24 protein-coding genes and 1 riboswitch are annotated in these 26,619 nt (G+C 71.4%); of the genes, 6 read left to right on the top strand and 18 right to left on the bottom strand.

From position 1 onward, the window contains the following. Window positions 1–216: 216 nt before the first annotated feature. The 5 genes from ACZ7MX_RS10230 to ACZ7MX_RS10210 all read right to left on the bottom strand — a co-directional run bounded on the left by ACZ7MX_RS10230 (window position 217) and on the right by ACZ7MX_RS10210 (window position 6,590). Window positions 217–1,602, bottom strand: a complete 1,386-nt coding sequence (locus tag ACZ7MX_RS10230) for a SagB/ThcOx family dehydrogenase (protein WP_472131112.1) — start codon at window positions 1,600–1,602, stop codon at window positions 217–219. Further along, window positions 1,599–2,717, bottom strand: a complete 1,119-nt coding sequence (locus ACZ7MX_RS10225; protein WP_472131110.1) for a thiopeptide maturation pyridine synthase — start codon at window positions 2,715–2,717, stop codon at window positions 1,599–1,601. The genes ACZ7MX_RS10230 and ACZ7MX_RS10225 overlap by 4 nt, the downstream gene beginning before the upstream one ends. Further along, window positions 2,714–3,661, bottom strand: a complete 948-nt coding sequence (locus ACZ7MX_RS10220) for a thiopeptide-type bacteriocin biosynthesis protein (protein WP_472131108.1) — start codon at window positions 3,659–3,661, stop codon at window positions 2,714–2,716. The genes ACZ7MX_RS10225 and ACZ7MX_RS10220 overlap by 4 nt, the downstream gene beginning before the upstream one ends. Next, entirely contained in the window at window positions 3,661–6,294 is a 2,634-nt protein-coding gene (locus ACZ7MX_RS10215; RefSeq protein ID WP_472131106.1) for a lantibiotic dehydratase, read from the bottom strand. Before ACZ7MX_RS10215 ends, ACZ7MX_RS10220 begins: the two co-directional genes overlap by 1 nt. 131 nt (window positions 6,295–6,425) lie before the next feature. Beyond that, window positions 6,426–6,590, bottom strand: coding sequence for a thiomuracin/GE37468 family thiazolyl RiPP peptide (locus tag ACZ7MX_RS10210; RefSeq protein ID WP_327227894.1), 165 nt, complete (start codon window positions 6,588–6,590; stop codon window positions 6,426–6,428). Between the two features lie 1,058 nt (window positions 6,591–7,648). Between ACZ7MX_RS10210 and ACZ7MX_RS10205 the strand changes: the two genes are divergently transcribed. Both ACZ7MX_RS10205 and ACZ7MX_RS10200 read left to right on the top strand, forming a co-directional pair. After that, window positions 7,649–7,741, top strand: coding sequence for a hypothetical protein (locus ACZ7MX_RS10205; RefSeq protein ID WP_472131371.1), 93 nt, complete (start codon window positions 7,649–7,651; stop codon window positions 7,739–7,741). 556 nt (window positions 7,742–8,297) lie between these two features. Continuing rightward, a complete protein-coding gene (locus ACZ7MX_RS10200) occupies window positions 8,298–8,681 on the top strand; it encodes a hypothetical protein (protein ID WP_472131104.1) in 384 nt (127 codons plus the stop codon). A 266-nt stretch (window positions 8,682–8,947) separates the two neighbouring features. Here ACZ7MX_RS10200 and ACZ7MX_RS10195 read toward each other — a convergent pair whose 3' ends face one another. Then, window positions 8,948–10,363 (bottom strand): peptidase C39 family protein, encoded by a 1,416-nt coding sequence (locus ACZ7MX_RS10195; protein WP_472131102.1) that lies wholly within the window; start codon window positions 10,361–10,363, stop codon window positions 8,948–8,950. Window positions 10,364–10,602: 239 nt separating this feature from the next. Here ACZ7MX_RS10195 and ACZ7MX_RS10190 point away from each other — a divergent pair, with 239 nt between their 5' ends. Together ACZ7MX_RS10190 and ACZ7MX_RS10185 are read left to right on the top strand one after the other, a co-directional pair. After that, a complete protein-coding gene (locus ACZ7MX_RS10190; RefSeq protein WP_472131100.1) occupies window positions 10,603–11,187 on the top strand; it encodes a uridine kinase family protein in 585 nt (194 codons plus the stop codon). Window positions 11,188–11,668: 481 nt separating this feature from the next. After that, window positions 11,669–13,555: an AAA family ATPase gene (locus tag ACZ7MX_RS10185; RefSeq protein WP_472131098.1), complete on the top strand. Its 1,887-nt coding sequence runs from the start codon at window positions 11,669–11,671 to the stop codon at window positions 13,553–13,555. A gap of 20 nt (window positions 13,556–13,575) precedes the next feature. On the opposite strand, the gene ACZ7MX_RS10180 is transcribed toward ACZ7MX_RS10185, so the two are convergent. The 10 genes from ACZ7MX_RS10180 to ribD form a co-directional block, all read right to left on the bottom strand. Further along, window positions 13,576–14,694 carry a hemolysin family protein gene (locus tag ACZ7MX_RS10180; protein WP_472131097.1) on the bottom strand — a complete coding sequence of 373 codons (1,119 nt, stop codon included), beginning with the start codon at window positions 14,692–14,694 and terminating at the stop codon, window positions 13,576–13,578. Continuing rightward, window positions 14,691–16,049, bottom strand: coding sequence for a hemolysin family protein (locus tag ACZ7MX_RS10175; protein WP_472131095.1), 1,359 nt, complete (start codon window positions 16,047–16,049; stop codon window positions 14,691–14,693). Before ACZ7MX_RS10175 ends, ACZ7MX_RS10180 begins: the two co-directional genes overlap by 4 nt. 165 nt (window positions 16,050–16,214) lie before the next feature. Continuing rightward, complete coding sequence (locus ACZ7MX_RS10170; RefSeq protein ID WP_472131093.1) at window positions 16,215–16,679, bottom strand: PH domain-containing protein; 465 nt, start codon at window positions 16,677–16,679, stop codon at window positions 16,215–16,217. 45 nt (window positions 16,680–16,724) lie between these two features. Continuing rightward, a complete protein-coding gene (gene hisG, locus ACZ7MX_RS10165; protein WP_030412068.1) occupies window positions 16,725–17,573 on the bottom strand; it encodes an ATP phosphoribosyltransferase in 849 nt (282 codons plus the stop codon). A gap of 50 nt (window positions 17,574–17,623) precedes the next feature. Further along, complete coding sequence (locus tag ACZ7MX_RS10160) at window positions 17,624–17,896, bottom strand: phosphoribosyl-ATP diphosphatase (protein ID WP_046929067.1); 273 nt, start codon at window positions 17,894–17,896, stop codon at window positions 17,624–17,626. Between the two features lie 34 nt (window positions 17,897–17,930). Continuing rightward, entirely contained in the window at window positions 17,931–18,416 is a 486-nt protein-coding gene (gene ribH / locus ACZ7MX_RS10155; protein WP_472131090.1) for a 6,7-dimethyl-8-ribityllumazine synthase, read from the bottom strand. A 58-nt stretch (window positions 18,417–18,474) separates the two neighbouring features. Then, on the bottom strand, window positions 18,475–19,761 hold the full coding sequence (locus tag ACZ7MX_RS10150) for a bifunctional 3,4-dihydroxy-2-butanone-4-phosphate synthase/GTP cyclohydrolase II (RefSeq protein ID WP_472131088.1): 1,287 nt from the start codon (window positions 19,759–19,761) through the stop codon (window positions 18,475–18,477). Further along, entirely contained in the window at window positions 19,758–20,414 is a 657-nt protein-coding gene (locus ACZ7MX_RS10145; protein WP_472131086.1) for a nicotinamide mononucleotide transporter family protein, read from the bottom strand. Before ACZ7MX_RS10145 ends, ACZ7MX_RS10150 begins: the two co-directional genes overlap by 4 nt. Beyond that, window positions 20,411–21,055: a riboflavin synthase gene (locus ACZ7MX_RS10140; RefSeq protein WP_472131085.1), complete on the bottom strand. Its 645-nt coding sequence runs from the start codon at window positions 21,053–21,055 to the stop codon at window positions 20,411–20,413. Before ACZ7MX_RS10140 ends, ACZ7MX_RS10145 begins: the two co-directional genes overlap by 4 nt. A 1-nt stretch (window position 21,056) precedes the next feature. Then, window positions 21,057–22,151, bottom strand: a complete 1,095-nt coding sequence (ribD, locus tag ACZ7MX_RS10135; protein ID WP_472131370.1) for a bifunctional diaminohydroxyphosphoribosylaminopyrimidine deaminase/5-amino-6-(5-phosphoribosylamino)uracil reductase RibD — start codon at window positions 22,149–22,151, stop codon at window positions 21,057–21,059. 185 nt (window positions 22,152–22,336) lie between these two features. Then, a riboswitch (FMN riboswitch) is annotated at window positions 22,337–22,467 on the bottom strand. A 188-nt stretch (window positions 22,468–22,655) separates the two neighbouring features. Here ribD and ACZ7MX_RS10130 point away from each other — a divergent pair. Further along, the gene (locus ACZ7MX_RS10130; protein ID WP_472131083.1) at window positions 22,656–23,435 is read left to right on the top strand and encodes an SDR family oxidoreductase; all 780 of its coding nucleotides are present in this window, start codon (window positions 22,656–22,658) and stop codon (window positions 23,433–23,435) included. A gap of 79 nt (window positions 23,436–23,514) precedes the next feature. On the opposite strand, the gene ACZ7MX_RS10125 is transcribed toward ACZ7MX_RS10130, so the two are convergent. Further along, window positions 23,515–24,762, bottom strand: a complete 1,248-nt coding sequence (locus tag ACZ7MX_RS10125) for an ROK family transcriptional regulator (protein ID WP_472131081.1) — start codon at window positions 24,760–24,762, stop codon at window positions 23,515–23,517. Between the two features lie 70 nt (window positions 24,763–24,832). Between ACZ7MX_RS10125 and ACZ7MX_RS10120 the strand changes: the two genes are divergently transcribed. Further along, window positions 24,833–26,074: an MFS transporter gene (locus tag ACZ7MX_RS10120; RefSeq protein WP_472131080.1), complete on the top strand. Its 1,242-nt coding sequence runs from the start codon at window positions 24,833–24,835 to the stop codon at window positions 26,072–26,074. A 43-nt stretch (window positions 26,075–26,117) separates the two neighbouring features. On the opposite strand, the gene ACZ7MX_RS10115 is transcribed toward ACZ7MX_RS10120, so the two are convergent. Next, window positions 26,118–26,606 (bottom strand): acyl-CoA thioesterase, encoded by a 489-nt coding sequence (locus ACZ7MX_RS10115; protein WP_472131369.1) that lies wholly within the window; start codon window positions 26,604–26,606, stop codon window positions 26,118–26,120. Window positions 26,607–26,619 lie beyond the last annotated feature (13 nt).

Here is a 26,619-nt window from a genome sequence, read left to right as displayed (position 1 = left end):
CGAGCACGTCCAGCAGCTGGACGATCAGACGGCGGGTCCGCTCCGGCAGGCGCGCGGTGAGCTCGTCCACCGTGTGGCGCCCGTTGAGACGTGGCGCAAGTCTCTCCACCATGGCGGTGACGGACGGTTCCTTCACGGTCAGCAAGCCGGCGGGGGTCAGCCAGACCAAGCCCTCGTCCACCCGCGTGAAGTAGGCGTCGTCCTTGAGCCGAGGTCTCATCCGGTGCTCTCTCTCCGTGCCGCGGGCAGACTGCCCAGTGCGAATTCGCCGACACTGGTCTCTTCGAAGTAGTCCAGCCCGGTTGCCGCGGCGAAGGCATCCGAGTCGCCCACCCCCAGCGCACAGGGCGCCAACCGCATGGCTGTCGCCGCGAGGTACATGCTCTGGTACAGCACCCCGACATGCTTGAGCGTCAACGCATAGCCCATCGCCTGGTACTTCCACGCCAGGCGACCGAATCTGGTGGCGATGACGAGCAGCACCTGCGGTGTGGCTTCGCCGGTCATGCCCGCTGCCGACGCCTTCATCAGCCAGCGCAGGGCTGTTGCCGACGCCGGGACCGGACGCAGCCGGTGGCCGTGCGGGGCGTAGTGGTAGAGGCCGGCGTCCAGCCCACGCACGTTGCGGACCAGCGGGTACACCTCCAGCTCATAGGCAGCACCGCCCCCGGGGTACGGCCGACTGGAAACGTCGAGTCCCTCGGCGTCCGTCCCCGTTGCCCGCACCCGAGCCGTGCGGAAGAGGAACTCACCCAGCTCCTCGACGGACAGCGGGTTGTCCTCGTCGTAGGAACGGACGGAGCGCCGTTCTTCCATGACCTCGGTCAGCGCGGGATCCTGTACGCGGAGTCTGTCCAGGTCGGGCCGCGGCAGCTCGATGGCCGCCCCCGGCCACCGTGGGTGCTTTCCCGGTGGCGCGTCGAACCGCCCCTTCGCCCAGTACGATCCGCCGAAGTCCCGCCCCATCCGGTGGTCGCCGCGCAGTCTGCTGCCGTGGTGAAAGGTCAGTTCATGGGGGCTCCACTGGACGCTGCTGAGGGAGTTCGTCTCGTCCGCGGTCGCGAGGAAACCGCTGTCGACAAGCGCGTCGGTGAGCAGGCGTACTGCCTCCAAGGGCACGTCAGGTCGTTCCTGCGGTGCCGCACCCAGCGTCAGGACGGGCTCGACGAGACGGCTGTCGTACAGGCGCACCTCCGCCCCGGCAGCTGGAGACTCCACCACGATCGCGTCGCCGTCCCGGTGGACCGACGCGAACCGGGACAGCCGGCGCGGCTCCGCGGGAGGCAAGGGCTTTCGGTGCGGTACCAGCGGCTGACTACTGAACAGGGGACGGTCTCCGCAGATGACGGTGGTGATCAGCCAGCCGCCCGAGGACAGCGTGGCGAGGAGCCGCTCGGCCTGATCGCGGGGACAGCGTTCGGTGAGCTCCTCGGCCGACCGGTCGGTGGACAGGACCTGGAGCAGCGATCGCTGCTCGGCGGTCAGTCGCCCCACCTCCTGAAGGTGCGGCCAGGCGGCCAGAGCCACTTCGCCGGAAGCGGTCCGCACACTGTGCACGCCCTCTTTGAGCCGGTACAGGCGACACACGTCCCCATGGCTCACGAGGACTCCCGCGAGCTCGCGGCCGTGCACAGCAATTCGCCGGGCGCGGGCAGCCGCACGTCGGCGGCCGCGACGCCGAACAGGTCCTCTGCAGTGTTCGCCGCAAGGTGGCACAACAGGAACCGCTCCACCGGTGACAACCCCAAGCGGGTCAACTGCAGATACGTGTAGTTCAGGATCAGCCGGTACTGGTCGAACCAGAGCTGGTCGACCGCTTCGCCGGCCGGCCGGGGCCGGTTGTGGAACGCGCTCTTGCGTGCCATGTCGGCGATCAGCTCGTCGTCGTCGGAGTAGCGGCCCGCCCAGGGCGGATCCATGGACAGCTCACCGGCGGTCATCAGCTCGGTACCGCGTTGCGAAAAGGGAGCCGCCTCCTGCACCCAGCGGCGCACCAGGCCTCCCGACTGCGTGGGGGACTCCACTGCCCGCATGACGTGGCGTACCCGTGCGGCGAGCTTCCCGGCGTGCGCGGTGTAGTGCCGATCCCATCCCTGCCGCAGCCCCTCGGCCTCCGGCCACCAGGACAGGAAGGCTTCCGCATGCGACCGGAAGGACACGAAACCGCGCCGCAACCCGACGCCGGACAACGCATGTGCCGTGGCAATCATGGTGTCGAAGCACACCCCGGCCAACGGGCTGCCCCTCCGGTGCGTGCGATCGAGCATTTCGAAGGCGAGCGGCGTGGTGGCATCGTAGAAGTCGGCGAGCAGGTCGGCGGCCTGCACACTGCCGAGAACGTGCAGCCGCTGGTCATAGCCGGCCTCATGGACGGAGTTGTCCGCGTACAACGGAGTGATCGGGCCCGGTTCATGTTCAAGCTGGGCAAGGCGTGTGTGCTGGGTCTCCAGCGCGGCGGCATCGATCACTGCGGTTGACGGATGCTCGGCCAGATATGGCCTGATCACCTCGTCCAGTGCAGGCAGTACGGTCGCCGCGAACGCTTCGGGCTCAGCGTCCACATTGATTCGAACGTGCGGGCCGCGCAACCAGTGCAGGAGGTAGTGGGCCCCCGACACCTGCGGCGCTATCCGCTCCAAGAAGGGACGGACGGCGTCCAGCAGCAGGCCGCTCTTGTCGTGGTCGTAGTAATGGACGTGGAAGCTCCGCCACATCATGCCCCCTCATATACAGCAGGATCGGTGACGGCACGGGCCGCCAGGTAACGCAGCGAGCCCTCGGCGTCGATGCGTACCCCGACGCGATTGGCGAAGAGGTGCGCGCAGAGGTCCGCCGCTGACTCCGCTGACGGCGCATCCGGGTCCGCGCCCAGCGCGTCCACCACGCCCGAGACGGAAGACGCCCACCGCTTCAGACTGCTGTCGTCCGGCATGTGGGGCCATGCGCGCCCGACTTTGCGCATGGTGGCGGCGAGGGTCAGCAATCGCTCGCGCCGGCGCAGGAACCGGGCGTCCGACGCCGTCATGGTCTCCGCTGTGCCGGGCGCGCGCCGTGCGGACATTTTGGCGAGCTGCCGTCCTGCGAGCTCGCGCACGTCCTCAGCGCCGAGAAACCAAGCGAGCAACAGATGGCACAGGACGGCCAGTTCACGCTGTTCGGGGCGGGTCGCGCCGCGTAGCAGGTCCAATGCGAGCTCGCTCGATGTGCTGAAGTGCTCCTCCACGAGTTCCAGCGTCGCGCCCTGACCGTAACGGTGATGCTCGGGAACGTAGGGCAGGAAATGCACGGAATTATTGGCGTACATGCGCTCCGTGGGCCGCACCCCTTCCCACGCCCCGATCTCGCGGGCGGAGTGCAGATACTCCTCCTGACTGAGCACCTCTGGGGCCGGGCTGTGCGCGAAGTACGCGGTGGACCGCTGCTCGATGAGACCGCGCACCGCGGCGGCAGCCTCCTGGCAGGAGGGCAGCACGCGCAACCGGATATGTGGTCCGCCGTCCCAGTACCGGAGGAAGAACCCGCGGTCCGCCCACCGCCGCTCACACAGTTCGTCGAGCAAGGGAGCCACCAGGTCGGACAGCACGCGATCAAGGTTGCCCTGAGAGAAGAGATGCGCACTCACCCAGGAACGGCCGCCGCGCACGCGGCGTTCGTGGCACATCAGGAGCCGTCCGCGGTCAGTTCGACGACGAACTCGGCGACTCTGGGGCCACCGCACTCGAAGGGAGACGGATCGGAAGGGTCGGGCAGGGCTTCCTCGAAGCCGACTCTGCCGCTGAACCCCTTGGTCATGTTCCTGAAGACGGCCACCATCGACAGGCTGGCGAAGTCGAGGAACATGGGCTTCCTGGACTTCACGAACACCCGGCTCACCCAGTCACCATCGGTCGCATACAAGCGGACGAAGCAGCGCCGAGGTATCCGATGAACACGGAGCCACTCCGCTAAGCGCAACAGATATCCACCGTCCGGTTCGCCGGTGCGCTCCTGCGGTACGCACGCGATCGGGGCCGACCATTCGGCCCGTTGCACAACGGCCCTGCCCACTTCGATACGGGGTTGGAACACGACGTCCGAGGGCTCGGCGACCTCTCGGGGCTTGAGCAGCGAAAGGCTGGGGTGCAGCAGGTACGACTGCCCGAACGCCGCGAACAGCAAGCGGGCCGCAGGCGGCAGCAACGGATCGGCCATCATGCCCAGATGCGCGGGTTGGACACGCCGACCCTTGGACCGCGACCACAGTTCGAGCGTCGCCCCCGACGGCACCTGTCGCACGAGGAGATCGTTGAGGGGGAGCCGCTCATCGCCCGGGCGCATACTGGTGGTGTACGGGTAGTCGAGTTCATACGGGGCAACGGCCCTCCGCAGGTTCACCGATACCCCGAAGGTGCCGGACATCTCGGCAAGGAGCGGAGCGTGCGCGTCGTCGTCGGTGCGTGGCACGTCATGAATGCGCCCGCCGGCCTGGTCGAGCAAACGCGACCATCGAGCACGCCCCTTTCCCCATCCGCCGCTGATCGTGTTCACGGCTGCCTTCAGTTCCCCGTTCACGGTGTACGGCTGGAGGTAGCAGGCGATCGATCCCGGGGTGCGGACCCAGTCGGGCCACTGGGATGACAGTTCCGTCAGAACCGCGGGATCCGTGCGTAGGACGCCGTCCTCCTGCCGCTCGGCCGACAGCACGGTTTCCAGGGACTCGCGGCGCAGTCGGTGCAGCCGACTCAACGGGGGCAGGGGGCTCCGTTCCAGCTCATCAACCGAGACCGGATTACTGAGTTGGAGGAAGGGACGCAACGGACGTAGCCACTGCGGGCAATCCGCATCCTCGCGCGCGAGGTCGGTCTGCACCGCCGCATGCAACGCGAGAAACGGAACGCTCGCACCGGTACCGAAGCGGTGTCCGGCATACGCGGTGAGCGCGATGCGGACGGGCAGCATGCGATCGTGCAGGGCAAGCCAGCGGCGCAGCACGTCCAAGTCGTCGAGCAACGGCCGCCAATGGGGAGCCGAGCAGCTGATGTCACCCCCGACTCTGACGGCATTCTCGTGAAAGGCGACCTTGCGCAGAACGTCGGCCTCGGGCCAGTCGAGCCCCAGCTCCTGTCCGATGTCGGCGATCAGCGTGGAGATCACGCGCTGTTGCTCCCGGTACGGGGCGACGGCTGTGGGCGAGGAATCCTGTTGAAATCTCTCGCGCAGGGACTCCAGCAAGGGAATGACCTTCGGCCTCCGGTCCGGAGCCGTGGTACCGAGGAACCTGATGAGGTCGTCCAGTGGTCTCTCCGACTGGTCCGGCACCGGCGATTCGTACTCCAGCACGCCCATCCGGACGAGTTGCGCGCAAAACCGCACTACCGCCGCCGACTGCTGCGGGGTACGCGCAGCCAATGTGCTGTGCAGGTGCTCCACCGTGCATCCGTCACCGACGATCCTCAAGCACTCCGTGACTTCCCGGGAGGCACGTATCGACACCAACGGCTCTGCCGGCCTTCGCCCGAGGAAGGTGTATCGGCCGTCGAGCTCGTTCAGGCTGGGATTCGGCCGGATCCGCAAGGCATCGCTCGGCTCGCCGTCAGCGAGCAAAGAGTTGACGACCTGCTCCAGGACCATGCGGTCCAGTTCGAGCACGCAGTGCAGCTCGTCGCTGACCGACGAGGAGAAGAGCGGCCCGGTGCCGGACCAGGCCCCGGCGGCCGTCGCGGTGAAGGTGCTGTACGGGCTGGTCTTGGTAGCCGCACGGGAGACGAACTTCGTCAGCCCGATGGCCGTGCGCCGCCGTGGCTTCGGTTGGCGGTCGAGGTCGAGGCGCAGCAGTTCGTCCAGCAGGGCGGGGCTGGCCTGAGACAGGGCATGCCGGAACACTGGGTCGGCGGCTGCTTTGAAGAGGCTTCTCGTTTCCTCGTGCGTTTCCTGCTCCGCGGCCGCAAAGAGTTCTCCCAGGACCGATTCGCGTTTCCGCATGCGTGTCAGCCACTGTTCGACTTGAGCCACCACTTCGCCAGGGAGGGCTCTCGCGACGCTTGCGTCCCATTCACCTTTGGCTGGAAACCGTCGACGGTGGACACAGCGCCTCAATGCCACCAGTCGGGGTTTGGATGCAGATTCGGCAAGCCCGCCGATCGCTGAATACAGCGCGCCCTTCAGAGTCTCGGCGTCGGCATTCAATACCTCGTCCAGTGCCTGAATCTCTTCGACCAGTCCCCAGGAACGCGGCTGCGTCAATTCATCCAGAACCGAGACCGGGAGCCCGCAGAAGCGCACGAAAAAGGATTCCCCGACGGAGTACGAAGTCACGCATCATCCTTGCCTGAAGCCCGCCCATGCCCAGAATCTTCACGCCGCGGGACGGCCCCACTCCGCCGACCTGCCACGGGACGTCGCCAACGGGCGTCAGGGCGGTGTCGCTCCTGACGCCCGCCCCTTGGTTACGGCAGCGACGAACAGGAGCTTCCGCAGCTCGGCGACGAAGCGCCGTTCTCGACCAGCCCATGGCCGCTGGTCAACGACTCCACCGTGAGCCCACGGTCAGCCAGTTCGAATACATCCGAGGGGATGTCCTCAAGGTCGAAATCGAACTCGGTGTCTTCCATCTACGACTCCTTCCGTAAACAGGAATAGGTTTCTCCACCAGGTAATGGCAGAGAAACTGGCAAGGAGCGTCGTCAGGTCATGCCGACCCCCCATGTCTCGCAGTCAATGACGGTAGCAGCAGTCGTTCACACGTGCTACCGATCCAAGAATGTGATGGGCTGCGTTCCGGACAGGGCGAGAGGGGACTGCGCTTTTGCGGAGCAAGTGATTCCGATATTACGCGGCAGGCCGCTTCCATTGCCTGCCAACCGCCGTCGAAGACCGCGCCGTGGTACATGACACCGGTTTCTCAATGCGCGCCAAGCAACGCCCTGTCGTTGTTGTGGGGGCTCAGGCCGTACGAGCGGCTGGAATTGCCCTCTTAACATGGACCGCCTGCAGCAGCCGGACAGAGGACATCGTCCTCGATCATCCACCTGCGGTGACACCTTCGCCTCCCGCTCTGTCGCCCCGACCGATTTCAACCGGAGCGCGACGCGCCGGCGGCCCACGTCGAAGGACCCGTTCCCACGGTCGCCCCCCTCAACCCGGTACGCCGTCGCCCGCGAGTTCGACGAGGCTGCACTCCAAAATCTACGTTCCCGGGACACCGCGCGAGCTACCCGACTCGCGACCACGTCCAAGCACTTGCCGCCCTGCCGGTGTTGATCAATGACCTGTCGGACGAGGTCGTCTTCCGCGTGGCGGAGAACGACCCCACAACGACATGAACTGGATCTACCGCCTCCGGCGCACCAGGCCCGACACCGCTCGCCGACACTCCCGCGCCCCGCCATGCCCGCCGGCCTGATGGTGCCGCCAGCCTCGCCGTTGACGGGGAGTCCGTACCGGATGCGGCCGCCTGGACCTGGGCGTTCAGTCCGCCCCGGGCGGCGGCACGCTTGCCTGGCGCCCCGAGATCGATCCAGGGCATCCCGCATCCTTTCCTGCCCCTGGCCGACCATGCCCAACCTCAGCGACATAACGACCATCAACTGGGCCACCGTTCCCGCAGTGTGCGTCCTGACGGCCGGCTTCCCCTGTCAAAGACGTCTCGGTCGCCGGCCGCCGCACCGGGCTGGCTGACGGCCCCCGGTCCGGCCTGTGGCACCACGTCGTTCGTGCCATCGACGCTCTCAACCCGTGCCTGGTGGTGATCGAGAATGTCTGAGGACTCCTGTCCTCCCCGCCGGTTCCCCTGGCGACGTCGAGCCCTGCCCGTGGTGTTCGGGAGACGGGCACAGGCCGGCCTGCTGTGCGCGTGTTCGGTACCGTACTCGGCTCCCTAACCGACCTCCGGTTCATTGCACCCTGGTGCGTGCTTCGAGCCTCCGACGTCGGAGCCCCGCACCACCGAGCACGGATCTTCCTTGCCGCCTGGCCCTCCGGGCGGACCGCCGCTGCTCACGCCCCCACCTCAGCAGCCCGGCTCTCACACCTGTCCGGTGCGAAGGGCATGCTCACGGGGTGAGGACGGAAGGGGCCCGTCGGCGAGGCGTCGCTGACGGAGGTGCTGTCGCTGTTCCCGGACGCGGAGGCGGTACGGGGCCTGGGGGCCGTACGGCGTCGCTATCGCCCCATAGGAGAAAATCACCCGCCCTGACCACCTGCCGCCACTGCACGCTGCTCTTACCGCGCCGTCCGCGTCAAATTTCCGGCATCGCCAAGCCGTGCTTTCTCCGGAACCTCGGCACCTCACACGTTCACGCAAAGGGGTATCGATGTCGATGTCTGAACCCGCACAGGAGAGCAAGCCGGTACGCACACCGGACCACGACCTCGACGACCTTGTCCCCACGGTCGTACAGCTCGTTGCGGAAAGCCGCAAGCAGGGCGAGACGCTCGCCCGGCTCACCGCCGAACAGCCGCCCCAGCAGGGCGACGAAGTCGACGAGCCCAGTCGCGCGGAAGGCACCGCGCCGGCCTCCGTCGCGGAGGCCGGCGATGCGGCTGCCTTCGGGGCGGAGGGGCCGTCCTCCATCTTCGTTCTGGCGCTCGACGGCAAGGCGGACGCTGAGGAACTCGCCGCGCTGACGGCCTGGGTGCACCACCTTCTGCTGCACCGAGCTGGCAGGCGTACTTCAGCCGGGGCGCCCCCGAGCACCTCATGACCGCGACGGCCGACGCCCTGCCCACCCCAAGACCGGGCATCCTCTCTGCTGCCTTCCTCATTCCCGGTCGCCACCGCGCCCTGGGCCAGAACCAGGCCGGCGCCCCGACCAGCGACTCCCTGTACGGAATCAAGCCGGAGGCATGGTCTCCCCCGGCCTCTTCCGTAAGTCCTGGACAGCTCCATCAAGCCGGTACGGCCACCTCACCCTCGACGGCAGCGAGCGCTGCCGTCAGGTCATCGAGGCCACCGTCGGGGTGCACATGCTCAGCGAATTCCCAGCTCCGCGAGTACCCGGTGCTGAGTTGGTACCGGCTTAGCCGGGAAGTAGAGGTAGCAGACACCTCCGCTACCGCTCTTGACCTTGCCGTTTGCGTCGTACCGCTTCGTCCGCAGCCAGATGTTCTCGAACTGCCGGCGGCGGTAGATGTGGCGGACGGCCTGGTCGTCGGGGGAGTTCGGGTCGTTGGCGATGATGTCGCCGTCCTTGGTGAAGCCGATGACGGTCATCAGATGGCCGGCGGTGCCGTAGCCGGCGCCGTCGAGTTCGGTCTTCAGGAAGGACTGGGAGGTGATGACCGGGAGGCCGGCGTGGACCAGGCGTTCGACGTCGTTGAGGGAGGTCAGGCGGGTGACGACGGCCTGGAGGTCGCGGTAGGTGGCGGCGTAGGCGGCGTTGAAGGGCCAGTTGCCGCAGCCGTCGTACTGGTAGTCGAAGGTGTAGCGGGCCGCGTGGCAGACCTGGGGGTCGGCGTAGTCGGGGTTGACCCAGGAGAGCTGCTGCCGGGTGGGCCGGCGGCCCCAGTACTCGATGATCATCTGGGACGAGGTGGGGCTGCACCACGCCTCGCCGCCGTTGTCGTACTCCGGGTACTGGCCCTTGTGGATCTCCTGCGAGTACCGCGGGACGACCAGCTCGCGGCCGGCCAGGGCGGGTGTGGACGCCGGCACCTCGAAGCGGTCGGGGAGGTCCGAGCCCATCGCGCCGAGCCGCCACACGGTGGGGGTGAGTGAGGTGCCGGGTTTGCGGTGGAGGGTGAGGCGGAGCCGGTACGAGGCGAGCCGGAGGCCGCCGGCGGGGTCGTCGACGGCGAAGGTGTCGGTGGAGATGCTGCTCTTGCCGTCCTTCTGGCCGTCGACGGAGGTCCGCCGGATGTCCGCGCCACCGTCGCCGGCCGTCCAGCGGCCCATGACGTACCAGGGCGTGCCGGTGCCGTCGCTGTAGGTGCCCCGCAGCTCGACGGTGATCCAGGTGCCGGGCGGGGTGTGCGCGTTCCAGGAGGCGACGACCTCGGTGGCGGGGACCGCCAGGGCGTGCACCGGGGAGGTCCAGGTGGCGTACTCCCAGGCGGCGGTCCGGCCGGTGTGCGGGTCCTTGTAGTCGGCGGTGCCGGCCGGGCGGGCGAGGCGGATGCCGGGGCGGGGGCCGTGCGCGACGGCGGTGCCCTCGGCATGGCCGCGGCCCCAGTCGGCGGCGGTGGTCCAGGCGTGATAGTCCACGGGGCTCTTCGATCGGCGCGCGGTGGTGCCGGCGGTGGTGTCCGGGGCCGCCGGCCCGGCGGTGCCCGCGGCGGTCCTGCGGGGTTCGTCGGCGGCGTGCGCCAGGGCCAAGGGGGGGGCGGCGCCGGCCGCGGCGGCGAGCGCGGCGGCCAGGACGGTGCGCCGGGGCGCGGAACTGGTCATGTGGAGGTCCCCCAGTCGGATGCGTGCGATCGGGTGGGCGGGGCGGGCCGGGGCGGCGGGCGGGCAACCGGGTCTCCCCTGCTCCAACGGAGTGGGGAGCGCGGGGAAGGATCGGCAGTGGCTCAACTATTGCTGTTCCGGCCACGCTTCGGAAGGCGCTGCGGCGCGCGTCGCCCGGGAATATTGGTCCACACCAGTGGCGTGGCGGAGGGCTCCGGGCCGCGGCGTACGCTGGCGCGATGGTTCACGATCTGGCCCCGCTCGCCGCCCGGCTGCGCACGTTGCCGCCCTCCTGCGGACCGGTGCGGCTGATCGCGGTGGACGGCCACGCGGGCTCGGGGAAGACCACCTTCGCCCAGCGGCTCGCCGAGGCGCTGGGCGGTGCGCCGGTGGTGCACACCGACGACCTCGCCACCCATGAGGAGTTGTTCGCCTGGGACGAGCGGTTCCGCACCGAGGTGGTGGAGCCGCTGTCCCGGGGCGGGACGGCGCGGTACGGGGTCTACGACTGGGTGCGCGGGGAGTTCACCGAGGAGCGTGCACTGGCGCCCGCGCCGGTCGTCCTGGTCGAGGGCGTCGGCACCGGACGGCGGACGCTGCGGCCGCATCTGAGCTGTCTGCTGTGGATGGAACTGACGCGCGAACATTCCTGGGAAAGGGGACAACTCCGGGACGGTCCGGGCCTCTCGGCGTTCTGGAGTGGCTGGATTCCGGCGGAGCGCGCGCACTTCGCGGCGGATCCTTCGCGCCCCTACGCCGATTTTCTGGTGCACCAGGGGAAGTTGGGGTACGAGGTACGGGTGGGGCCCGCATCCGCATCGTGATCGGCCCCGCTTTTCACTCTGCGTAGCGGTCGGCGGCCGGCAGGGGGCGCACCGACGACAGGGTCTTGCCGAGTGCCCCAACTCGGCTTGACCTAGGGGGCGTACAGGACTTACGTTCTCAATGTGCGGTTCAACGGACCGCCCGCAGATGCGAAGCCCCCGGTTGTTCCCCCGTGATCGGGGGCTTCGTTCTGCGTAAAACCACCTCGCGCCACCGGCGTGCGCCGCCTTCCCCCTCACCCTGGGTCACCGCATTCTTCGCGCCGCCGCGCCGTACCGCCCGTCCGCTCTTGCCCCGTACCGCCCTCTACGGCCCGCGCCGTTCCCGCAGGTACCATGCGGGTCTGTGCCACCGCAGGCCACACACCGGAAATCCGCCGCGGCGAGGGTCAACTCCCGTATGCCGCACGCCGGTTCGGACGGTCCCAGCGGCGGGCACCGGCCCGGCGGCACACACGGGGGACGCTTTGTGGGGGGACGGATGGATTTCGGAACTCAGGGTTCGCCCGCCCCGGCCGAGCTCGCCTGGCTGCGCGCGGTCGACGCCTACACCGTGGGCGCCTATCCGCAGGCGGAGGAGGAGTTCCGGGCCGCGGTACGGCTCGATCCGTCGATGGCCGACGCCTGGCTCGGACTGCACGCGCTGCGCGCCGACACCTCCATCGCCCTGCTGCGGATGCACCGCCACCGCGACCGCTTCGGCGAGATGCGCACCCGGCACCGGCGCACCCTCAACTCCTGGTACTGGCTGGGCTGGTGGGTGCAGCCGGTGCTGGAGACCGGCCGCGACCTGCTGCTGGCGCACGCCTCGCACTGGCTCGACGGCCGGCACGTCGCCGAGCTCGACCAGGCGCTGGCCGGCTGCCCGCCGGTCGACACCGACCCGCAGGTGCGCTTCCTGCACGCCTGCCGCGCCTATCTCGTCAAGGACTGGGACCAGCTCGTCCGGCACACCGACCCGCTGCTGGGCGATCCGGTGCTGGGCATCGAGGCCGGGCTGTTCGGCGGGATGGCACGGGTGCGGCTGGAGATGTACGGGCAGGCCGAGCCGCTGCTGTCGGCCGCGCTGATGCGGTGCCGCAGCGAGCAGCCGCAGCGCAAGGAGCTGCGCTACTGGCTCGCCCGCGCCCATGAGGGCACCGGCCGCAGCGCCGCGGCGCTCCCCCTCTACCGCGCGGTGCACCGGGTGGACCCGGCGTTCATGGACACCGCGGCCCGGCTCGCCGCGATCGCCGAGGTGGACGGGCTGGACGAGGGATCGGACCTGGCGGCGGTCTCCGCGTCCGGGCTCGGCCAGGAGGCCGGCGGCGACCTGGACCCGCTGGCACCGCTCGACCCCGTCGACGGCCGGGAGCTGCTGGCGACCGGCGAGGCGGACGGGGTGGACGGCGATCCGCTCGCCGCCCCGGCCGGCGCCGACCGGGCCGCGGCCCGGGCCAAGGCCGCGGTGCCGGGACCGCGCGGCACCGAGCGGCTGCCCGCCGGGCCGGCCGATCCGGTGCTGCTGGAGAAGGCGCTGGCGGAGCTGGAGCGGATGGTCGGCATGGAGCCGGTCAAGCGGCAGGTGCGGGCGCTGTCGGCCCAGCTGCGGATGGCCCGGCTGCGGGCGGGCCAGGGTTTGCCGGTCCAGCCGCCGAAACGGCACTTCGTCTTCTCCGGGCCCTCGGGCACCGGCAAGACCACCGTCGCCCGGATACTCGGGCGGGTCTTCTACGCGCTGGGGCTGCTCGGCGGCGACCACCTCGTGGAGGCCCAACGTGCCGACCTGGTCGGCGAGTTCCTCGGGCAGACCGCGGTCAAGGCCAATGAGCTGATCGACTCCGCGCTGGGCGGGGTGCTCTTCGTCGACGAGGCGTACAGCCTGTCCAACTCCGGCTACAGCAAGGGCGACGCCTACGGCGACGAGGCGCTGCAGGTGCTGCTCAAGCGGGCCGAGGACAACCGGGACCGGCTGGTGGTCATCCTCGCCGGCTACCCCGAGGGCATGGACCGGCTGCTGGCCGCCAACCCGGGGCTGTCCTCGCGGTTCACCACCCGGGTCGACTTCCCCAGCTACCGGCCGCTGGAACTGACCGCCATCGGGGAGGTCCTGGCCGCGGAGAACGGCGACCACTGGGACGCGGAGGCCCGCGACGAGCTGTGCAGCATCAGCGGCCACGTCGTCGACCAGGGCTGGATCGACGAACTCGGCAACGGCCGCTTCCTGCGCACCCTCTACGAGAAGAGCTGCGCCTACCGCGACCTGCGGCTGTCCACCTGGCGCGGCACCCCCACCCGCGACGACCTCGCCACCCTGCGACTGCCGGATCTGATGCAGGCGTACGGCGAGGTGCTGTCGGGGCGGGGGCCGGAGTCACCGGGCTTCTGACGCGGCCGGGGTGTCCGTCGCTAGCGCGCCATCGCCCGGCCCTCCGCGGGCAGGGACGTGGCGTCGCGGGGTTCCGTGAGCCGGTCGCCCGGGGTGCGGGAGGCCGGGGTCCGGCGGTGGGCCGGGTCGCGGACCTCGCCGACCAGCATTTCCAGCACGTCCTCCAGGGCGACCAGGCCGAGCACCCGGCCGCTGGGGTCGGCGACCGCCGCCAGGTGGGAGGCGGCCCGCCGCATCGCCGTCAGGGCGTCGTCCAGGGGCAGCTCGGCGCGCAGCGTGGTCATCGCGTGCCAGATCCGCTGGGGCACCGCACGGTCCCGTTCCTCCAGGTCGAGGACGTCCTTGACGTGCAGATAGCCCATGTAGGCGCCGCCGGGGGCGCAGACCGGGAAGCGGGAGTAGCCGGTGCGTACGGTCAGCTCCTCGACCTGGCGGGGCGTCACCGTCGGCTCGACGGTGATCAGCGCCGCCCGGTCCAGCAGGACGTCCGTGACGGGGCGGCTGCCCAGCTCCAGGGCGTCGGAGAGGCGCTCCTGCTCGGCCGGTTCCAGCAGGCCGGCCTGGCCGGAGTCCTCGACCAGATGGGTCAGCTGCTCGCTGGTGAAGACCGCCTCGACCTCGTCCTTCGGCTCGACCCGGAAGAGCCGCAGCACCCCGTGGGCGCAGGCGCCGAGCAGGGCGGTCACCGGACGGCACAGCCGGGCGAAGGCCACCAGGCCGGGGCTGAACCACAGGGCGGTCTTCTCGGGCGCGGCCATCGCGAGGTTCTTCGGCACCATCTCGCCGATGACCAGGTGCAGGAAGACCACCAGTGCCAGGGCGATGACGTAGCCGAGCGGATGGATCAGGGCGGCGGGCATCCGGACCGCCTCGAACAGCGGTTCCAGGAGGCGGGCGACGGTCGGTTCGGCGACCGCGCCGAGCGTCAGGGAGCAGACGGTGATGCCGAACTGTGCGGCGGCCATCATCTGCGGGAGGTTCTCCAGACCGTGCAGCACCCGGCGGGCCTGTTTGGAGCCCTCGGTCGCCAGCGGTTCGATCTGGGAGCGGCGGACCGAGACCAGGGCGAACTCGGCGCCGACGAAGAAGCCGTTGGCGAGCACGAGCAGCACCGCGAACAGCAGCTGGGCCAGGGTCATCGGGCCACCTCCGCACCGGCCGCGACGGGCTCACGGGTGACCTGCGCGGCGGGCGCGGTCCGGACGATCCTTATCCGCTCGGCGCGGTGGTGTGCGACCAGCCGCACCCGCAGCCGCCAGCCGTCGAGTTCGGCGGTGTCGCCGGGTGCCGGGATCCGGCCGAGTATGTGGGCCACCAGTCCCGCCACCGTTTCGTACGGCCCCTCGGGGGCGTCCAGGCCGATCCGCCGCAGGGTGTCCACCCGGCAGCCGCCGTCGGCGTCCCAGGCGGGTCGGCCCTCCTCGGGCGGCGCCTGCCCGAGTTCGGGCAGGTCCACCCGGTCGTGCTCGTCGCGGACCTCGCCGACCAGTTCCTCGATGATGTCTTCGAGGGTGACCACGCCGGCCGTGCCGCCGTACTCGTCGACGACCACGGCTATCGGCTGTTCGCTGCGCAGCCGTTCCAGCAGCGGCTGCACCGGCAGCGTCTCGGGCACCAGCAGCGGCGGCACCGCGATCCGGACCGCCGGGGTGCGCAGCCGCTCGTCGGCCGGGACGGCCAAAGCGTCCTTGAGGTGGACCATCCCCACGACCTCGTCGAGCCGGGTGCGGTAGACGGGGAAGCGGGACAGGCCGGTGGCGCGGGTGAGGTTCACCACGTCCTCGGCGGTCGCGGACGCCTGCAGGGCGCTGACCCGGACCCGCGGGGTCATCACGTTCTCCGCGGTCAGGTCGGCCAGCGAGAGGGTGCGGACGAAGAGGTCCGCGGTGTCCTGCTCGATGGCGCCGGCCCGGGCGGAGTGCCGGGCCAGCGAGACCAGTTCGCCGGGAGTACGGGCGGAGGCCAGCTCGTCGGTCGGCTCCACGCCCAGGGCGCGCACGAGCCGGTTGGCGACGGTGTTCAGCAGGGTGATCACCGGACGGAAGAAGCGGGAGAAGTGCCGCTGCGGGCCGGCCACGACGCGGGCGACGTGCAGCGGCTTGGAGACCGCCCAGTTCTTGGGCACCAGCTCACCGATGACCATCTGGACGGCGGAGGCCAGCAGCATGCCGAGGACGACGGCGATGCCGGGGACCGCGCCCTTGGGCAGCCCGGTGGCGAGCAGCGGGCCGGACAGGACGTCGGCCAGCGCGGGCTCGGCGAGCATACCGACCACCAAGGAGGTGATGGTGATGCCCAGTTGGGTGCCGGAGAGCTGGAAGGAGAGTTCGCGCAGCGCGGAGACGACGGTACCGGCGCGGCGGTCGCCGTCGGCCGCGGCGCGTTCGGCGTCCGCCTTCTCGACGGTGACGAGGCCGAACTCGGCGGCGACGAAGAATCCGTTGGCGAGGATCAGGACGAGGGCCGCCGCGAGCAGCAGCAGGGGGCCGGTCATGCCGCCGCCCCCTTGGTATGCGGAGGGGCGGCGCAGGTACTACAGGACGATCCGTCCATTGCCGGAGGGATTCACTCCTCGGGTCGGGTTGGGCCCACGAAGGGGCGGGGCGCGGGGTGCGTCCCGGAGAACAGGGTAAACAGCGGGGGCCGTGTTAGGGCAGGCTCATCCGGCCGTGTGGTCGAGCGCACCGTGCTTCTCGGTGAGGTCACGCAACGCACGAGCGTCCCGAATGGCCTGATTTCGGGCGATACCGGGCTGGATGCCCATGGCGGGCAGGCTGGTGCCGTCGGCCAGGTCGAGGAAGACCCAGGGATCACCCTGCCGGAGGTTGACCCGGACGATCTGGGCCCAGGCCAATTCGCGCCGGGTGGTGAGGTTGACGACCGTGACGCCCTCCTGCCGCGCGACCACCTTGGGGCGGCTGAGCAGCAGGAGGACGGCGGCCACCAGCAGTCCGGTGACGACGAAGCTGATCCGCTCGCCGCCGGTCAGCTTCGGCAGCGCCAGCGCGATCGCCGTGAGGGCGGCGAGCTGGGCGATGCCGACCGTGTACAGCACGACCCGGGTACGGGTCGGCCGGAACGTCACGGGGAGGCCGGGGAGCGGGGCGGCGGGTGCCGAGGACACGTCGTCGGTCTTTTCGTCGGTGGGTTGGAGGCGGTACGGGGCCGGTCAGAGCCGGCAGGCGTGGATGCCGGTGGTCAGGATCGCCCGGGCGCCGAGGTCGTAGAGCTCGTCCATGATGCGCTGGGCCTCCTTGGACGGGACCATGGAGCGGACCGCGACCCAGCCCTCGTGGTGCAGCGGGGAGACGGTCGGCGACTCCAGACCGGGGGTCAGGGCGACGGCCTTCTCGACGTGCTCGACCCGGATGTCGTAATCCATCATCACGTACCGGCGGGCCACCAGGACGCCCTGCATGCGGCGGAGGAACTGGCGCACCTTCGGGTCGTCGTCCGGGGCTCCGGTGCCGCGGATGACCACGGCCTCGGACTTCAGGATCGGCTCGCCGATGATCTCCAGTCCGGCGTTGCGCAGGGTGGTGCCGGTCTCCACCACGTCCGCGATGATCTCCGCCACACCGAGCTGGATGGCGGTCTCGACCGCGCCGTCCAGGCGGACCACCGAGGCGTCCACGCCGTTCTCGGCGAGGTGCTGCTTGACCAGTCCCGCGAAGGAGGTCGCGACCGTCATGCCGCCGAACTCGCTGACGTCCTTGGCGGTGCCGGGACGGGTGGCGTAGCGGAAGGTCGAGCCGGCGAAGCCGAGCTGGAGGATCTCCTCGGCCGGCGAGCCGGAGTCCAGCAGCAGGTCACGGCCGGTGATGCCGATGTCGAGCTTGCCGGAGCCGACGTACACCGCGATGTCGCGGGGCCGCAGGAAGAAGAACTCGACCTCGTTCTCGGCGTCGACCAGGACCAGTTCCCTGCGGTCCTTGCGCTGGCGGTAGCCGGCCTCATGCAGCATCGCCGACGCAGGCTCGGACAGTGAACCCTTGTTGGGGACAGCGATGCGCAGCATGAGAGCGATTTCCTTTGCAGCTGAGGGAGTTGGGGGGTGCCTGGGGTGGTTCAGAGGTGGGCGTAGACGTCGTCGAGGGAGATGCCCTTGGCGACCATCATGACCTGGAGGTGGTAGAGGAGCTGGGAGATCTCCTCGGCGGCGGCCTCGTCGGATTCGTACTCGGCGGCCATCCAGACCTCGGCGGCCTCCTCGACGACCTTCTTGCCGATCGTGTGGACGCCGGCCTGCACCAGCTCGGCGGTACGGGAGGTGGCGGGGTCGCCGGTGGCGGCCTTCTGCTGGAGCTCTGCGAACAGCTCCTCGAACGTCTTCTTGGACATGATGGTGACTACCCTACGCGGTCGCCCCGTCTCCTCAGCGCCAGGGCTCGGACACGGTGCGCAGGGTGGCGGCGGTGGCGACCGCGGCGGTGACCGCTTCGTGGCCCTTGTCCTCGGCCGAGCCCTCCAGGCCCGCGCGGTCCAGCGCCTGCTCCTCGGTGTCGCAGGTCAGCACGCCGAAGCCGACCGGTACGCCGGTGTCCACCGCGACCTGGGTCAGGCCCTGGGTGACGCCCTGGCAGACGTAGTCGAAGTGCGGGGTGCCGCCGCGGATGACCACACCGAGCGCGACCACCGCGTCGTAGCCGCGGCCGGCCAGGACCTTGGCGACGACCGGCAGCTCGAAGGTACCGGGCACCCGCAGCAGGGTGGGCTCGTCGATGCCGAGCTCGGTCAGCGCCCGCAGCGCGCCGTCGACCAGGCCGTCCATCACCCTTTCGTGCCACTGCGCGGCGATGACGGCCACCCGCAGGTCGCCACAGTTCTTCACGGTCAGTTCGGGTGCGCCCTTGCCGCTCACGGTTCTCCTTGTACGGGTGGTGGTGCCGGTTGGTGGTGATGTCGCAGGTGTTGCGGGGTTACTGGTTGTGGCAGGTGCCGGGGTGATCGGCATCGAGCCAGGGCAGGTCGTGGCCCATGCGGTCGCGCTTGGTGCGCAGGTACCGCAGGTTGTGCTCGCCGGCCTGGACGGGCATCGGCTCCCGGCCGGTGACCTTCAGGCCGTGCTGCACCAGGGCGGCGGTCTTGTCGGGGTTGTTGGTCATCAGGCGCAGTGAGCGCACGCCCAGGTCCTTCAGCATCTGCGCGCCGGCCGCGTAGTCGCGGGAGTCGGCGGGCAGGCCCAGTTCGAGGTTGGCGTCCAGGGTGTCCCGGCCGCGCTCCTGGAGTTCGTAGGCGCGCAGCTTGGACATCAGCCCGATGCCGCGGCCCTCGTGGCCGCGGAGGTAGATCACCACGCCGCGGCCGGCCTCGCTGACCCGCTGCAGCGACGCCTGCAGCTGGGGGCCGCAGTCGCAGCGCAGGGAGTGGAAGATGTCGCCGGTCAGGCACTCGGAGTGGACCCGGACCAGGACGTCCTCGCCGTCCCCGAGGTCGCCGGCGACCAATGCGATGTGCTCGACGCCGTCGACGGTGGAGCGGTAGCCGTACGCGGTGAACTCGCCGTGCGCGGTGGGCAGCCGGGTGGCGGCCTCGCGGCGGACGGTCGGCTCGGACGAACGGCGGTAGGCGATCAGGTCCTCGATGGAGATGATCGCCAGACCGTGCTTGCGGGCGAACGGGACGAGTTCGGGCAGTCGCAGCATCGCGCCGTCCTCGCCGGCGATCTCGACGATCGCGGCGGCCGGGCGCAGTCCGGCCAGCCGGGCGAGGTCGACGCCGGCCTCGGTGTGGCCGTTGCGGACGAGGACGCCGCCGGGCCGGGCGCGCAGCGGGAAGACGTGGCCGGGCCGGACGAAGTCGCCGGGGGTGGAGTCGCCGGAGGCCAGCAGGCGCAGGGTGGTGGCGCGGTCCGCGGCGGAGATCCCGGTGGAGACGCCGTGCGCGGCGGTGGCGTCGACGGAGACGGTGAAGGCGGTCCGCATCGACTCGGTGTTGTGGTCGACCATCTGCGGGAGTTCCAGCCGGTCCAGCTCCGGGCCCTCCATGGGCGCGCAGATCAGTCCGCGGCATTCGCTCATCATGAAGGCGACGACCTCGGGGGTGGCCTTCTCGGCGGCGATGACGAGGTCACCCTCGTTCTCGCGGTTCTCGTCGTCCACGACGACGACCGGGCGGCCGGCGGCGATGTCGGCGATGGCCCGCTCGACGGGGTCCAGCGCCAGTGCCTCGGCGTCCTCGTCGTACCAGCTCTGCAGTGCGGTCATGCCGCTGCTCCTTCCAGGACGGTGCGATCTGCGACGGCGCGCGAGCGCAGCCACCAGTCGCGCATGCCCCACACGACGAGGGCGAGGTAGACGACGTAGACGAGGCCGGAGAAGGCGAGGCCGCTGCTGAAGGCGAGCGGGACGCCGACCACGTCGACCAGCAGCCAGGCGAACCAGAACTCGACCAGGCCGCGGGCCTGGGCGACCATCGCGGCGAGCGTGCCGACGAAGATGTAGGCGTCCGGCCAGGGGTTCCAGGACAGTTGCGGGAAGAGGGTGAACAGGCCGCCGACGGCGGCGGTGCCCAGGGCGGTGCCGGCGAGCAGCACTGCGCGCTCGCGCCGGCCGGCGAAGCGTACGGCGATGGAGCCGTCCTGCGCCTGCCGGCGGCCGCGCTGCCACTGCCGCCAGCCCCACAACGCCACGCCGATGACGAGGAGTTGCTTGCCGACACCGCCGCTGAGGTGGGCCGACGCGTAGGCGGCGACGAGGATGAGGCCGGAGAGGAACTGGGCCGGCCAGGTCCATAGCGACCGCCGCCAGCCGAGCGCCAGGGCGGCCAGACCGATGGTGTTGCCGATCATGTCCGACCAGATGACGTGCTGGCCGAACGCCGTGAAGGCCACGCCGTTCAACGGGTCGAGGACGCTCACCGGTCCATCTCCTTGATCTCTTCGATGTCGTGGAGGTCCGCGGCGTCCGCGGAGCCGTGGCCCAGCAGCCGCTCGACGTACTTGGCGAGGACGTCGACCTCCAGGTTCACCGGGTCGCCGGCCTGCTTGATGCCGAGGGTGGTCAGCGCGAGGGTGGTCGGGATGAGGCTGATGGTGAAGTGGTCGTCGGCGGCCTCGACGACGGTGAGGCTGACGCCGTCGACGGTGATGGAGCCCTTCTCGACGACGTAGCGGGACAGCGCGGCCGGCAGCGCGATCTTGACGATCTCCCAGTGTTCGGCGGGGGTGCGCCCGACGATGGTGCCGGTGCCGTCGACGTGGCCCTGGACGAGGTGTCCGCCGAGCCGCCCGCCCAGCGCCATGGGGCGCTCCAGGTTGACCCGGGAGCCGGCGGTCAGCGCGCCGAGGCTGGAGCGGTTGAGCGTCTCGGCCATCACGTCGGCGGTGAATTCACCGTCGGCGGTCTCGACGACGGTCAGACAGACGCCGTTGACCGCGATCGAGTCGCCGTGCTTGGCGTCCTCGGTGACGACGGGGCCGCGCAGTCGGAAGCGGGAGGCATCGCCGAGGTCCTCGATGGCGACGACCTCTCCCAGTTCTTCGACGATTCCGGTGAACACTTCAGTTCTCCTCGGGGAGGGCGGGGCGAAGGGGCGTGGCGGTGATGCGCAGATCGGGGCCGAGCCGTTGGGTGTCGGTCACGTCGAGCCGCAACGCCTGGGTGAGAGTGGTGATTCCGGCGTCGCCGACGGCGGCCGGGCCGGCGCCGAGCAGCACCGGTGCGAGATAGCCGACGACCTTGTCGACGGCCCGGGCGGCGAGGAAGGCCCCGGCGAGCGTGGGCCCGCCTTCGAGCAGTACGGAGCGGACGTCCCGCTCGTACAGGGCCGCGAGCAGGGCGGGGATGGACAGTCCGGGCCCGCCGGCGGCGCGGGGCAGCCGGACGAGCGGGGCGAGACCTTCGAGGTGGCCGGCGTCGGCGTCCTCGGCGACCGCGATCAGGGTGGGTGCGGTGCCGTCCAGGACGCGGGCGCCGGGCCTGACGGCGGTGGCGCCGGAGTCGACGACGACCCGCAGCGGCTGGCTGATCTCGTCGTCGGTGAGCCCGCCGATCCGGGCGCCGAGCTGCGGGTCGTCGGCGCGGGCGGTGCCGGAGCCGACGATCACCGCGTCCGCGGCGGCCCGGAGGCGGTGCACGTCGGCGCGGGATGCGGCCGAGGAGATCCAGCGGCTGGTGCCGTCGGCGGCGGCGATCCGGCCGTCGAGGGTCGCGGCGTACTTCCACAGCACGAAGGGGCGGCCGCGCAGGACGGCGGTCAGCCAGGCCTCGTTGCCGGCCGCGGCCTCGTCGGCGAGCAGGCCGCCCTCGACGTCGAGGCCGGCCTCGGCCAGGGTGACGGCGCCGCCGGTGGCGGTCGGGGTGGGGTCGGAGACCGCGTAGACGACCCGGGCGATCCCGGCGTCGATGAGTGCCTGGGCGCAGGGGCCGGTGCGGCCGGTGTGGTTGCAGGGTTCGAGGGTGACCAGGGCGGTGCCGCCCCGGGCGCGTTCGCCCGCGGCGCGCAGTGCGTGGACCTCGGCGTGCGGGCCGCCGGCGCGCTGGTGCCAGCCCTCGCCGACGGTGTTGCCGTGGGCATCCAGGACGACGCAGCCGACCACGGGGTTGGGGCTGGTGTGCCCGAGGCCGCGGGCGGCGAGCTCGATGGCTCGGCGCATCGCCGCGGTCTCGACGGGGGCTGCGGTGGCCACCGGGTCCTCCTGCCTCTTCGGGCACGGACTCCGGGGCTGTCTGGACGACAGGAAGCGGAACGACGCAACGGGGGCACCGCGCCGGAAAAGGAAGCGCCCGCCCGGATATGACCGGAAGGCGCCGCCGACGGCGGTGTACCGAAGCTCGCCCGCCGCGCACTGCCTCCCATCCGGACTTTCACCGTCGGTGCAGGAATTTCACCTGCTCAACCGGCCGCTGGATGCGGACGGGTCGCGGACTGTTACCGCCGGTTCGGAATTACACCGACCCCGGAGTGCGCTGCTGCTCTTATGTCAGTACAGCTTCAGTCTGCCACGGCCGATCGTCGCCCATGCGGGCGAACCGCTGTGGGCTGTCTCACAGCGTCCGGCGCGCCGCGGCGTCACGAACGGCGGCGGCTGTTCCGTCTTGAGGGGACGGTACGCACCCGGGGACGCAGCTGTCCCCCCGCACGCAAGGACGGATCGACGATGGCGACAATTCTGGTGACCGGCGGTACCGGCACGCTCGGCCGGCCGCTGGTGGAGCGGCTGCTCCGCGACGGGCACGAGGTCCGCTCGGTGAGCCGGCGGCCGCACACCGGCACCGAACGGCCGCGGCTGCGGTCGTACGCGGTCGATCTGCGCGAGGGCACCGGACTGGACGTGGCCCTCGCGGACGTGGACGCCGTGGTGCACTGCGCCTCGACGCCGTCCGGTGGTGACCTGGAGGCGGCCCGGCCGCTGCTCGACGCGGTGACGGCGGCGGGGGTGCCGCATCTGGTCTACATCTCGATCGTCGGGGTGGACCGGGTGCCGCTCGGCTACTACCGGACCAAGCTCGCGGTGGAGCGGCTGATCGAGGACTCCGGCATCGGCTGGACGGTGCTGCGGACGACGCAGTTCCACGATCTGGTGCTCCAGATGGTCAAGGCGGGGGCCCGGTCGCCGGTGGTGCCGGTGCCGACCGGGATCCGGATGCAGCCGGTGGAGGTCCGCGAAGTGGCCGCGCGGCTGGCCGAGTTGGCGGCCGGGGAGCCCGCGGGGCGGGTCACGGACATGGGCGGGCCCGAGGTGCTCCAGGCGCGGGAGCTGGTGCGGGCGACGCTCGATGCGGGTGGGCGGCGCCGGCTGCTGATGCCGGTGCGGGTGCCGGGCAAGGTGGGCGATGCGCTGCGCCGGGGCGGGAACCTCACCCCGGAACACGCCGTGGGGGTGGGGACCTACGCGGAGTTCCTGGCGGAACGGGCGGGTGCCGGGGCGGCGCACTGAGCGCGGGCCGGGTCGCCCGCGGCGGGGCCGGGCCGGGCCGCGCGGAGCCGGGTGCGGCCCGGGTCCGTCCGGAGCGGGTTCAGCCCGCCGGGGCGAACAGCTCGTCCTGCGCCGCGTCCCGGGCGGCGAGGACCGCGCCGCGCAGGACCGCCCGGCCGCCGACCGCGCCGGCCCGTACGTCGGTGCGCAGCGGGGAGAGCCGGGCCAGCCGGCCGGCGACCCGGTCGGCGAGCGCGGCGCCGCCGGCCCGGCCGATCTCGCCGCCGAGGACGACGCAGCCGGGGTCGAGCACCGCGCAGACGGCCGCCGCGCCCAGCGCGACCCGGTCGGCCAGCGCGTCGAGGAAGGCGGTGCCGGCCTCGTCGGCGCCGCCTTCCTCGGCGGTGACCGCGGCGCGGACCAGGGCCTCGGCGGGCGGGGCGTCGGTGGGGTCGGGCCGGCCGGCCCCTTCGCCGGGCGGGGCGGTGAGGCCGTGCTCGGCCGCGAGGGCGCAGAGCGCCGCGGAGCCGGCGAGGGAGTGGAAGCCGCCGTCGCAGCCGGTGGCGGAGGGCAGGGCGCCGGTGCCGGGGACGGGGAGGAAGCCGATCTCGCCGGTGCCGCCCGAGGCGCCGCGCCGCAGTACGCCGTCCAGGACGACCGCGGCACCGGTGCCGTGGCCGAGCCAGAGCAGGACGAAGGTGTCGTGGTCGCGGGCCGCACCCTCGCGCTGTTCGGCGCGGGCGGCGAGGTTGACCTCGTTCTCCAGCAGGACCGGTGCGGCCGTCCGGGTGCGCAGTTCGCCGACCAGGGCGGCGTGCCAGGACGGGATCCCATCGGTGCCGCCGAGCCGGCCGGTGGCGGGGTCGACCAGGCCGGGCGCGCCGACCGCGAGGGTGTGCGGCCGGTCGGCGCCGGCCGCGGCGAGCGCCTCGTCGACCACGGCGAGGGCGGTGGCGACGGCCGCGTCGGGGGTGGCGTTTGCGCCGACGGGGGCGGTGCGTTCGGCGCGCACCCGGCCCAGGAGGTCGGCGACCGCGACCGTGACGCTGTGGGTGCGCAGGTCGAGGCCGACGAGGTGGGCCCGGTCGGCGACGATTCCGTAGAGCCGGGCGTTGGGTCCGCGCCGCTGTGCGCCGCTCTCCCCGACGACGGCGATCAGTCCGGCCTGCTGGAGGCGTTCGACGAGGTCGGCCACGGTCGGCCGGGACAGCCCGGTCAGCGACTTGAGCTGACCCGCCGTCAACGGGCCCTCGGACTGCAGGAGTTGGAGTGCCAGCCGGTCGTTGATCAGCCGGGCGGTGGCCGGGGAGGCGGTGCGGCCGGCGGCTGCCGCGCGCGGTGGATGCATGGCGGGATTCTGTCATCCGGCCGGGCCAACACCCTTATTATCAGGCAGGGTTCCTGATAATTTGCCGCCCATGGCTGGCACCGGCACCCCCGACGGTTCCCTCTCCCCCCTCTCCCCGCTCCCCTCGGACCGGCTGCGCCGCGCCCGTCGGTCCGTTGCGCTGGTCTTCCTCGTCCACGGCTCGGTCACCGGAAACTTCGCCACCCGCATCCCCTGGATCCAGGACCACACCGGCATCTCCGCCGGCCAGCTCGGCCTGGCCCTCGCCTTCCCGGCGATCGGCGCGTCGCTGGCCATGCCGCTGGCCGGCCGGATCAGCCACCGCTTCGGCGCCCGGACGGCACTGCGCGCACTGCTCGCGCTGTGGACCCTCTCGCTGGTCCTGCCCGCCCTCTCCCCCGGCCTGTCCGCGCTCTGCCCGGCGCTGCTGGTGTACGGCGCGGCCTCCGGCACGGCGGACGTCGCGATGAACGCCCTCGGCGTGGAGACCGAGGACCGGCTCGGGCGGCCCATCATGTCGGGGCTGCACGGGATGTGGAGCGCGGGCGCCCTGCTCGGCTCGGCGGCCGGCACCCTGGCCGCGCACGCCGGCTGGGACGCCCGGCTCCATCTGGCCGGTGCCGCACTGGTGTTGACCCTGCTGGGCGCGGCCGCCTGCCGGGGCGTGCTGGACCTGCACAGCGCCCCCGAGGAGCATCCGCCGCCGCGGTTCGCGCTGCCGCCGAAGTCGGCCCTGGTCATCGGGGCCGTCGGATTCTGCGCGGTGTTCGCGGAGGGCGCGGGGCTGGACTGGTCGGCGGTATACCTCCGCGACCGATTGGGCACGGACGCCGGCCTGGCGGCCGCCTCGACCACCGCCTTCTCCTGCACCATGGCGGCCGCGCGGCTGGCCGGCGACAAGGTGGTGGCCCGCTTCGGCGCGGTGCGCACGGTACGGGCCGGGGGCGTCCTGGCGGCGGCCGGCGGACTGCTGATCGTCGCGGCCCGCCACCCGGTGCCGGCGATGGCCGGGTTCGGGCTGATCGGCCTGGGCATCGCGGTGGTGGTCCCGCTGGCCTTCGCGGCCGCCGGGCGCAGCGGTCCGGCGCCGAGCCAGGCGATCGCGGGGGTCGCCACGATCACCTACACGTCCGGGCTGATCGCCCCGTCCGCGATCGGCGGGATCGCCCAGGCCAGTTCACTGACGGTCTCGTTCGCGCTGGTCACGGCGCTGGCCTGCGGTCTGGTCCTGGGCGCCCGGATGCTGCGGGTCCCGGCCCGTACGGCCTCGGGGAAGGCGCCCGCGGTGGCGGACGACCTGGAACGGTCCTGAGCCGGACCGGTCCCGGCCGCGGCCCGCACCCTGGTCCGGTGGATCAGGCCGCGTCCGCCGCCGTCTCCTGCTCGTCCCGTTCCGGCCGGAGCAGTTCCCCGGCGACCGCGCGGGCCCGGTCCGACCACGGCGTGGGCCGCAGCGTGGCGGAGTCGACCCGGACCAGGACGCGGTGGCCGTGGGCGTAGGTCTCGGTGCCGTCGGCCGAGCAGAGCCGGAAGCCGTAGGTGAGGCCGGTGCGGCCGAGGCGTTCGATCCACAGGTGGGCGGCGTAGTGGCCGGGGCGGGTGACCGGGCGCTCGTAGGAGACCCGCATCTCCTTGATGACGTTGCACATGTCGCCGGCCGCGGCCCAGTCGCCGTCGAAGCCGAAGCCCTGGGCGTGCCAGTACGCCGCCCAGGCGCGTTCCACCAGCAGCGGGTAGCGGGAGTTGTGGAGCATGCCCAGTGCGTCGAGGTCGTCGAAGTGGACGGTGACGGGGACGAGCCGGCCGTACGGGAGGGCGGCGGCCGGAAGGGATGCGACGGTCACGGTGTCGACGGTC

The sequence above is a fragment of the Streptomyces sp. NPDC107765 genome (assembly GCF_055657085.1).
The sequence above is the reverse complement of the archived record's forward strand: the minus strand, read 5'-3'. Positions and strand labels throughout refer to the sequence as shown.

Excerpts from the sequence above, each read along its gene's own strand:
- ACZ7MX_RS10220 (WP_472131108.1), bottom strand. The coding sequence starts at position 3,661 with ATGTGCCACGAACGCCGCGTGCGCGGCGGCCGTTCCTGGGTGAGTGCG.
- ACZ7MX_RS10210 (WP_327227894.1), bottom strand. The coding sequence starts at position 6,590 with ATGGAAGACACCGAGTTCGATTTCGACCTTGAGGACATCCCCTCGGAT.
- ACZ7MX_RS10180 (WP_472131097.1), bottom strand. The coding sequence starts at position 14,694 with ATGACCCTGGCCCAGCTGCTGTTCGCGGTGCTGCTCGTGCTCGCCAAC.
- ACZ7MX_RS10200 (WP_472131104.1), top strand. The coding sequence starts at position 8,298 with ATGTCTGAACCCGCACAGGAGAGCAAGCCGGTACGCACACCGGACCAC.
- ACZ7MX_RS10120 (WP_472131080.1), top strand. The coding sequence starts at position 24,833 with ATGGCTGGCACCGGCACCCCCGACGGTTCCCTCTCCCCCCTCTCCCCG.
- hisG (WP_030412068.1), bottom strand. The coding sequence starts at position 17,573 with ATGCTGCGCATCGCTGTCCCCAACAAGGGTTCACTGTCCGAGCCTGCG.
- ACZ7MX_RS10225 (WP_472131110.1), bottom strand. The coding sequence starts at position 2,717 with ATGATGTGGCGGAGCTTCCACGTCCATTACTACGACCACGACAAGAGC.
- ACZ7MX_RS10175 (WP_472131095.1), bottom strand. The coding sequence starts at position 16,049 with ATGACCGGCCCCCTGCTGCTGCTCGCGGCGGCCCTCGTCCTGATCCTC.
- ACZ7MX_RS10185 (WP_472131098.1), top strand. The coding sequence starts at position 11,669 with ATGGATTTCGGAACTCAGGGTTCGCCCGCCCCGGCCGAGCTCGCCTGG.
- ACZ7MX_RS10130 (WP_472131083.1), top strand. The coding sequence starts at position 22,656 with ATGGCGACAATTCTGGTGACCGGCGGTACCGGCACGCTCGGCCGGCCG.
- ACZ7MX_RS10160 (WP_046929067.1), bottom strand. The coding sequence starts at position 17,896 with ATGTCCAAGAAGACGTTCGAGGAGCTGTTCGCAGAGCTCCAGCAGAAG.
- ACZ7MX_RS10195 (WP_472131102.1), bottom strand. The coding sequence starts at position 10,363 with ATGACCAGTTCCGCGCCCCGGCGCACCGTCCTGGCCGCCGCGCTCGCC.
- ACZ7MX_RS10125 (WP_472131081.1), bottom strand. The coding sequence starts at position 24,762 with ATGCATCCACCGCGCGCGGCAGCCGCCGGCCGCACCGCCTCCCCGGCC.
- ribD (WP_472131370.1), bottom strand. The coding sequence starts at position 22,151 with ATGCGCCGAGCCATCGAGCTCGCCGCCCGCGGCCTCGGGCACACCAGC.
- ACZ7MX_RS10190 (WP_472131100.1), top strand. The coding sequence starts at position 10,603 with ATGGTTCACGATCTGGCCCCGCTCGCCGCCCGGCTGCGCACGTTGCCG.
- ACZ7MX_RS10150 (WP_472131088.1), bottom strand. The coding sequence starts at position 19,761 with ATGACCGCACTGCAGAGCTGGTACGACGAGGACGCCGAGGCACTGGCG.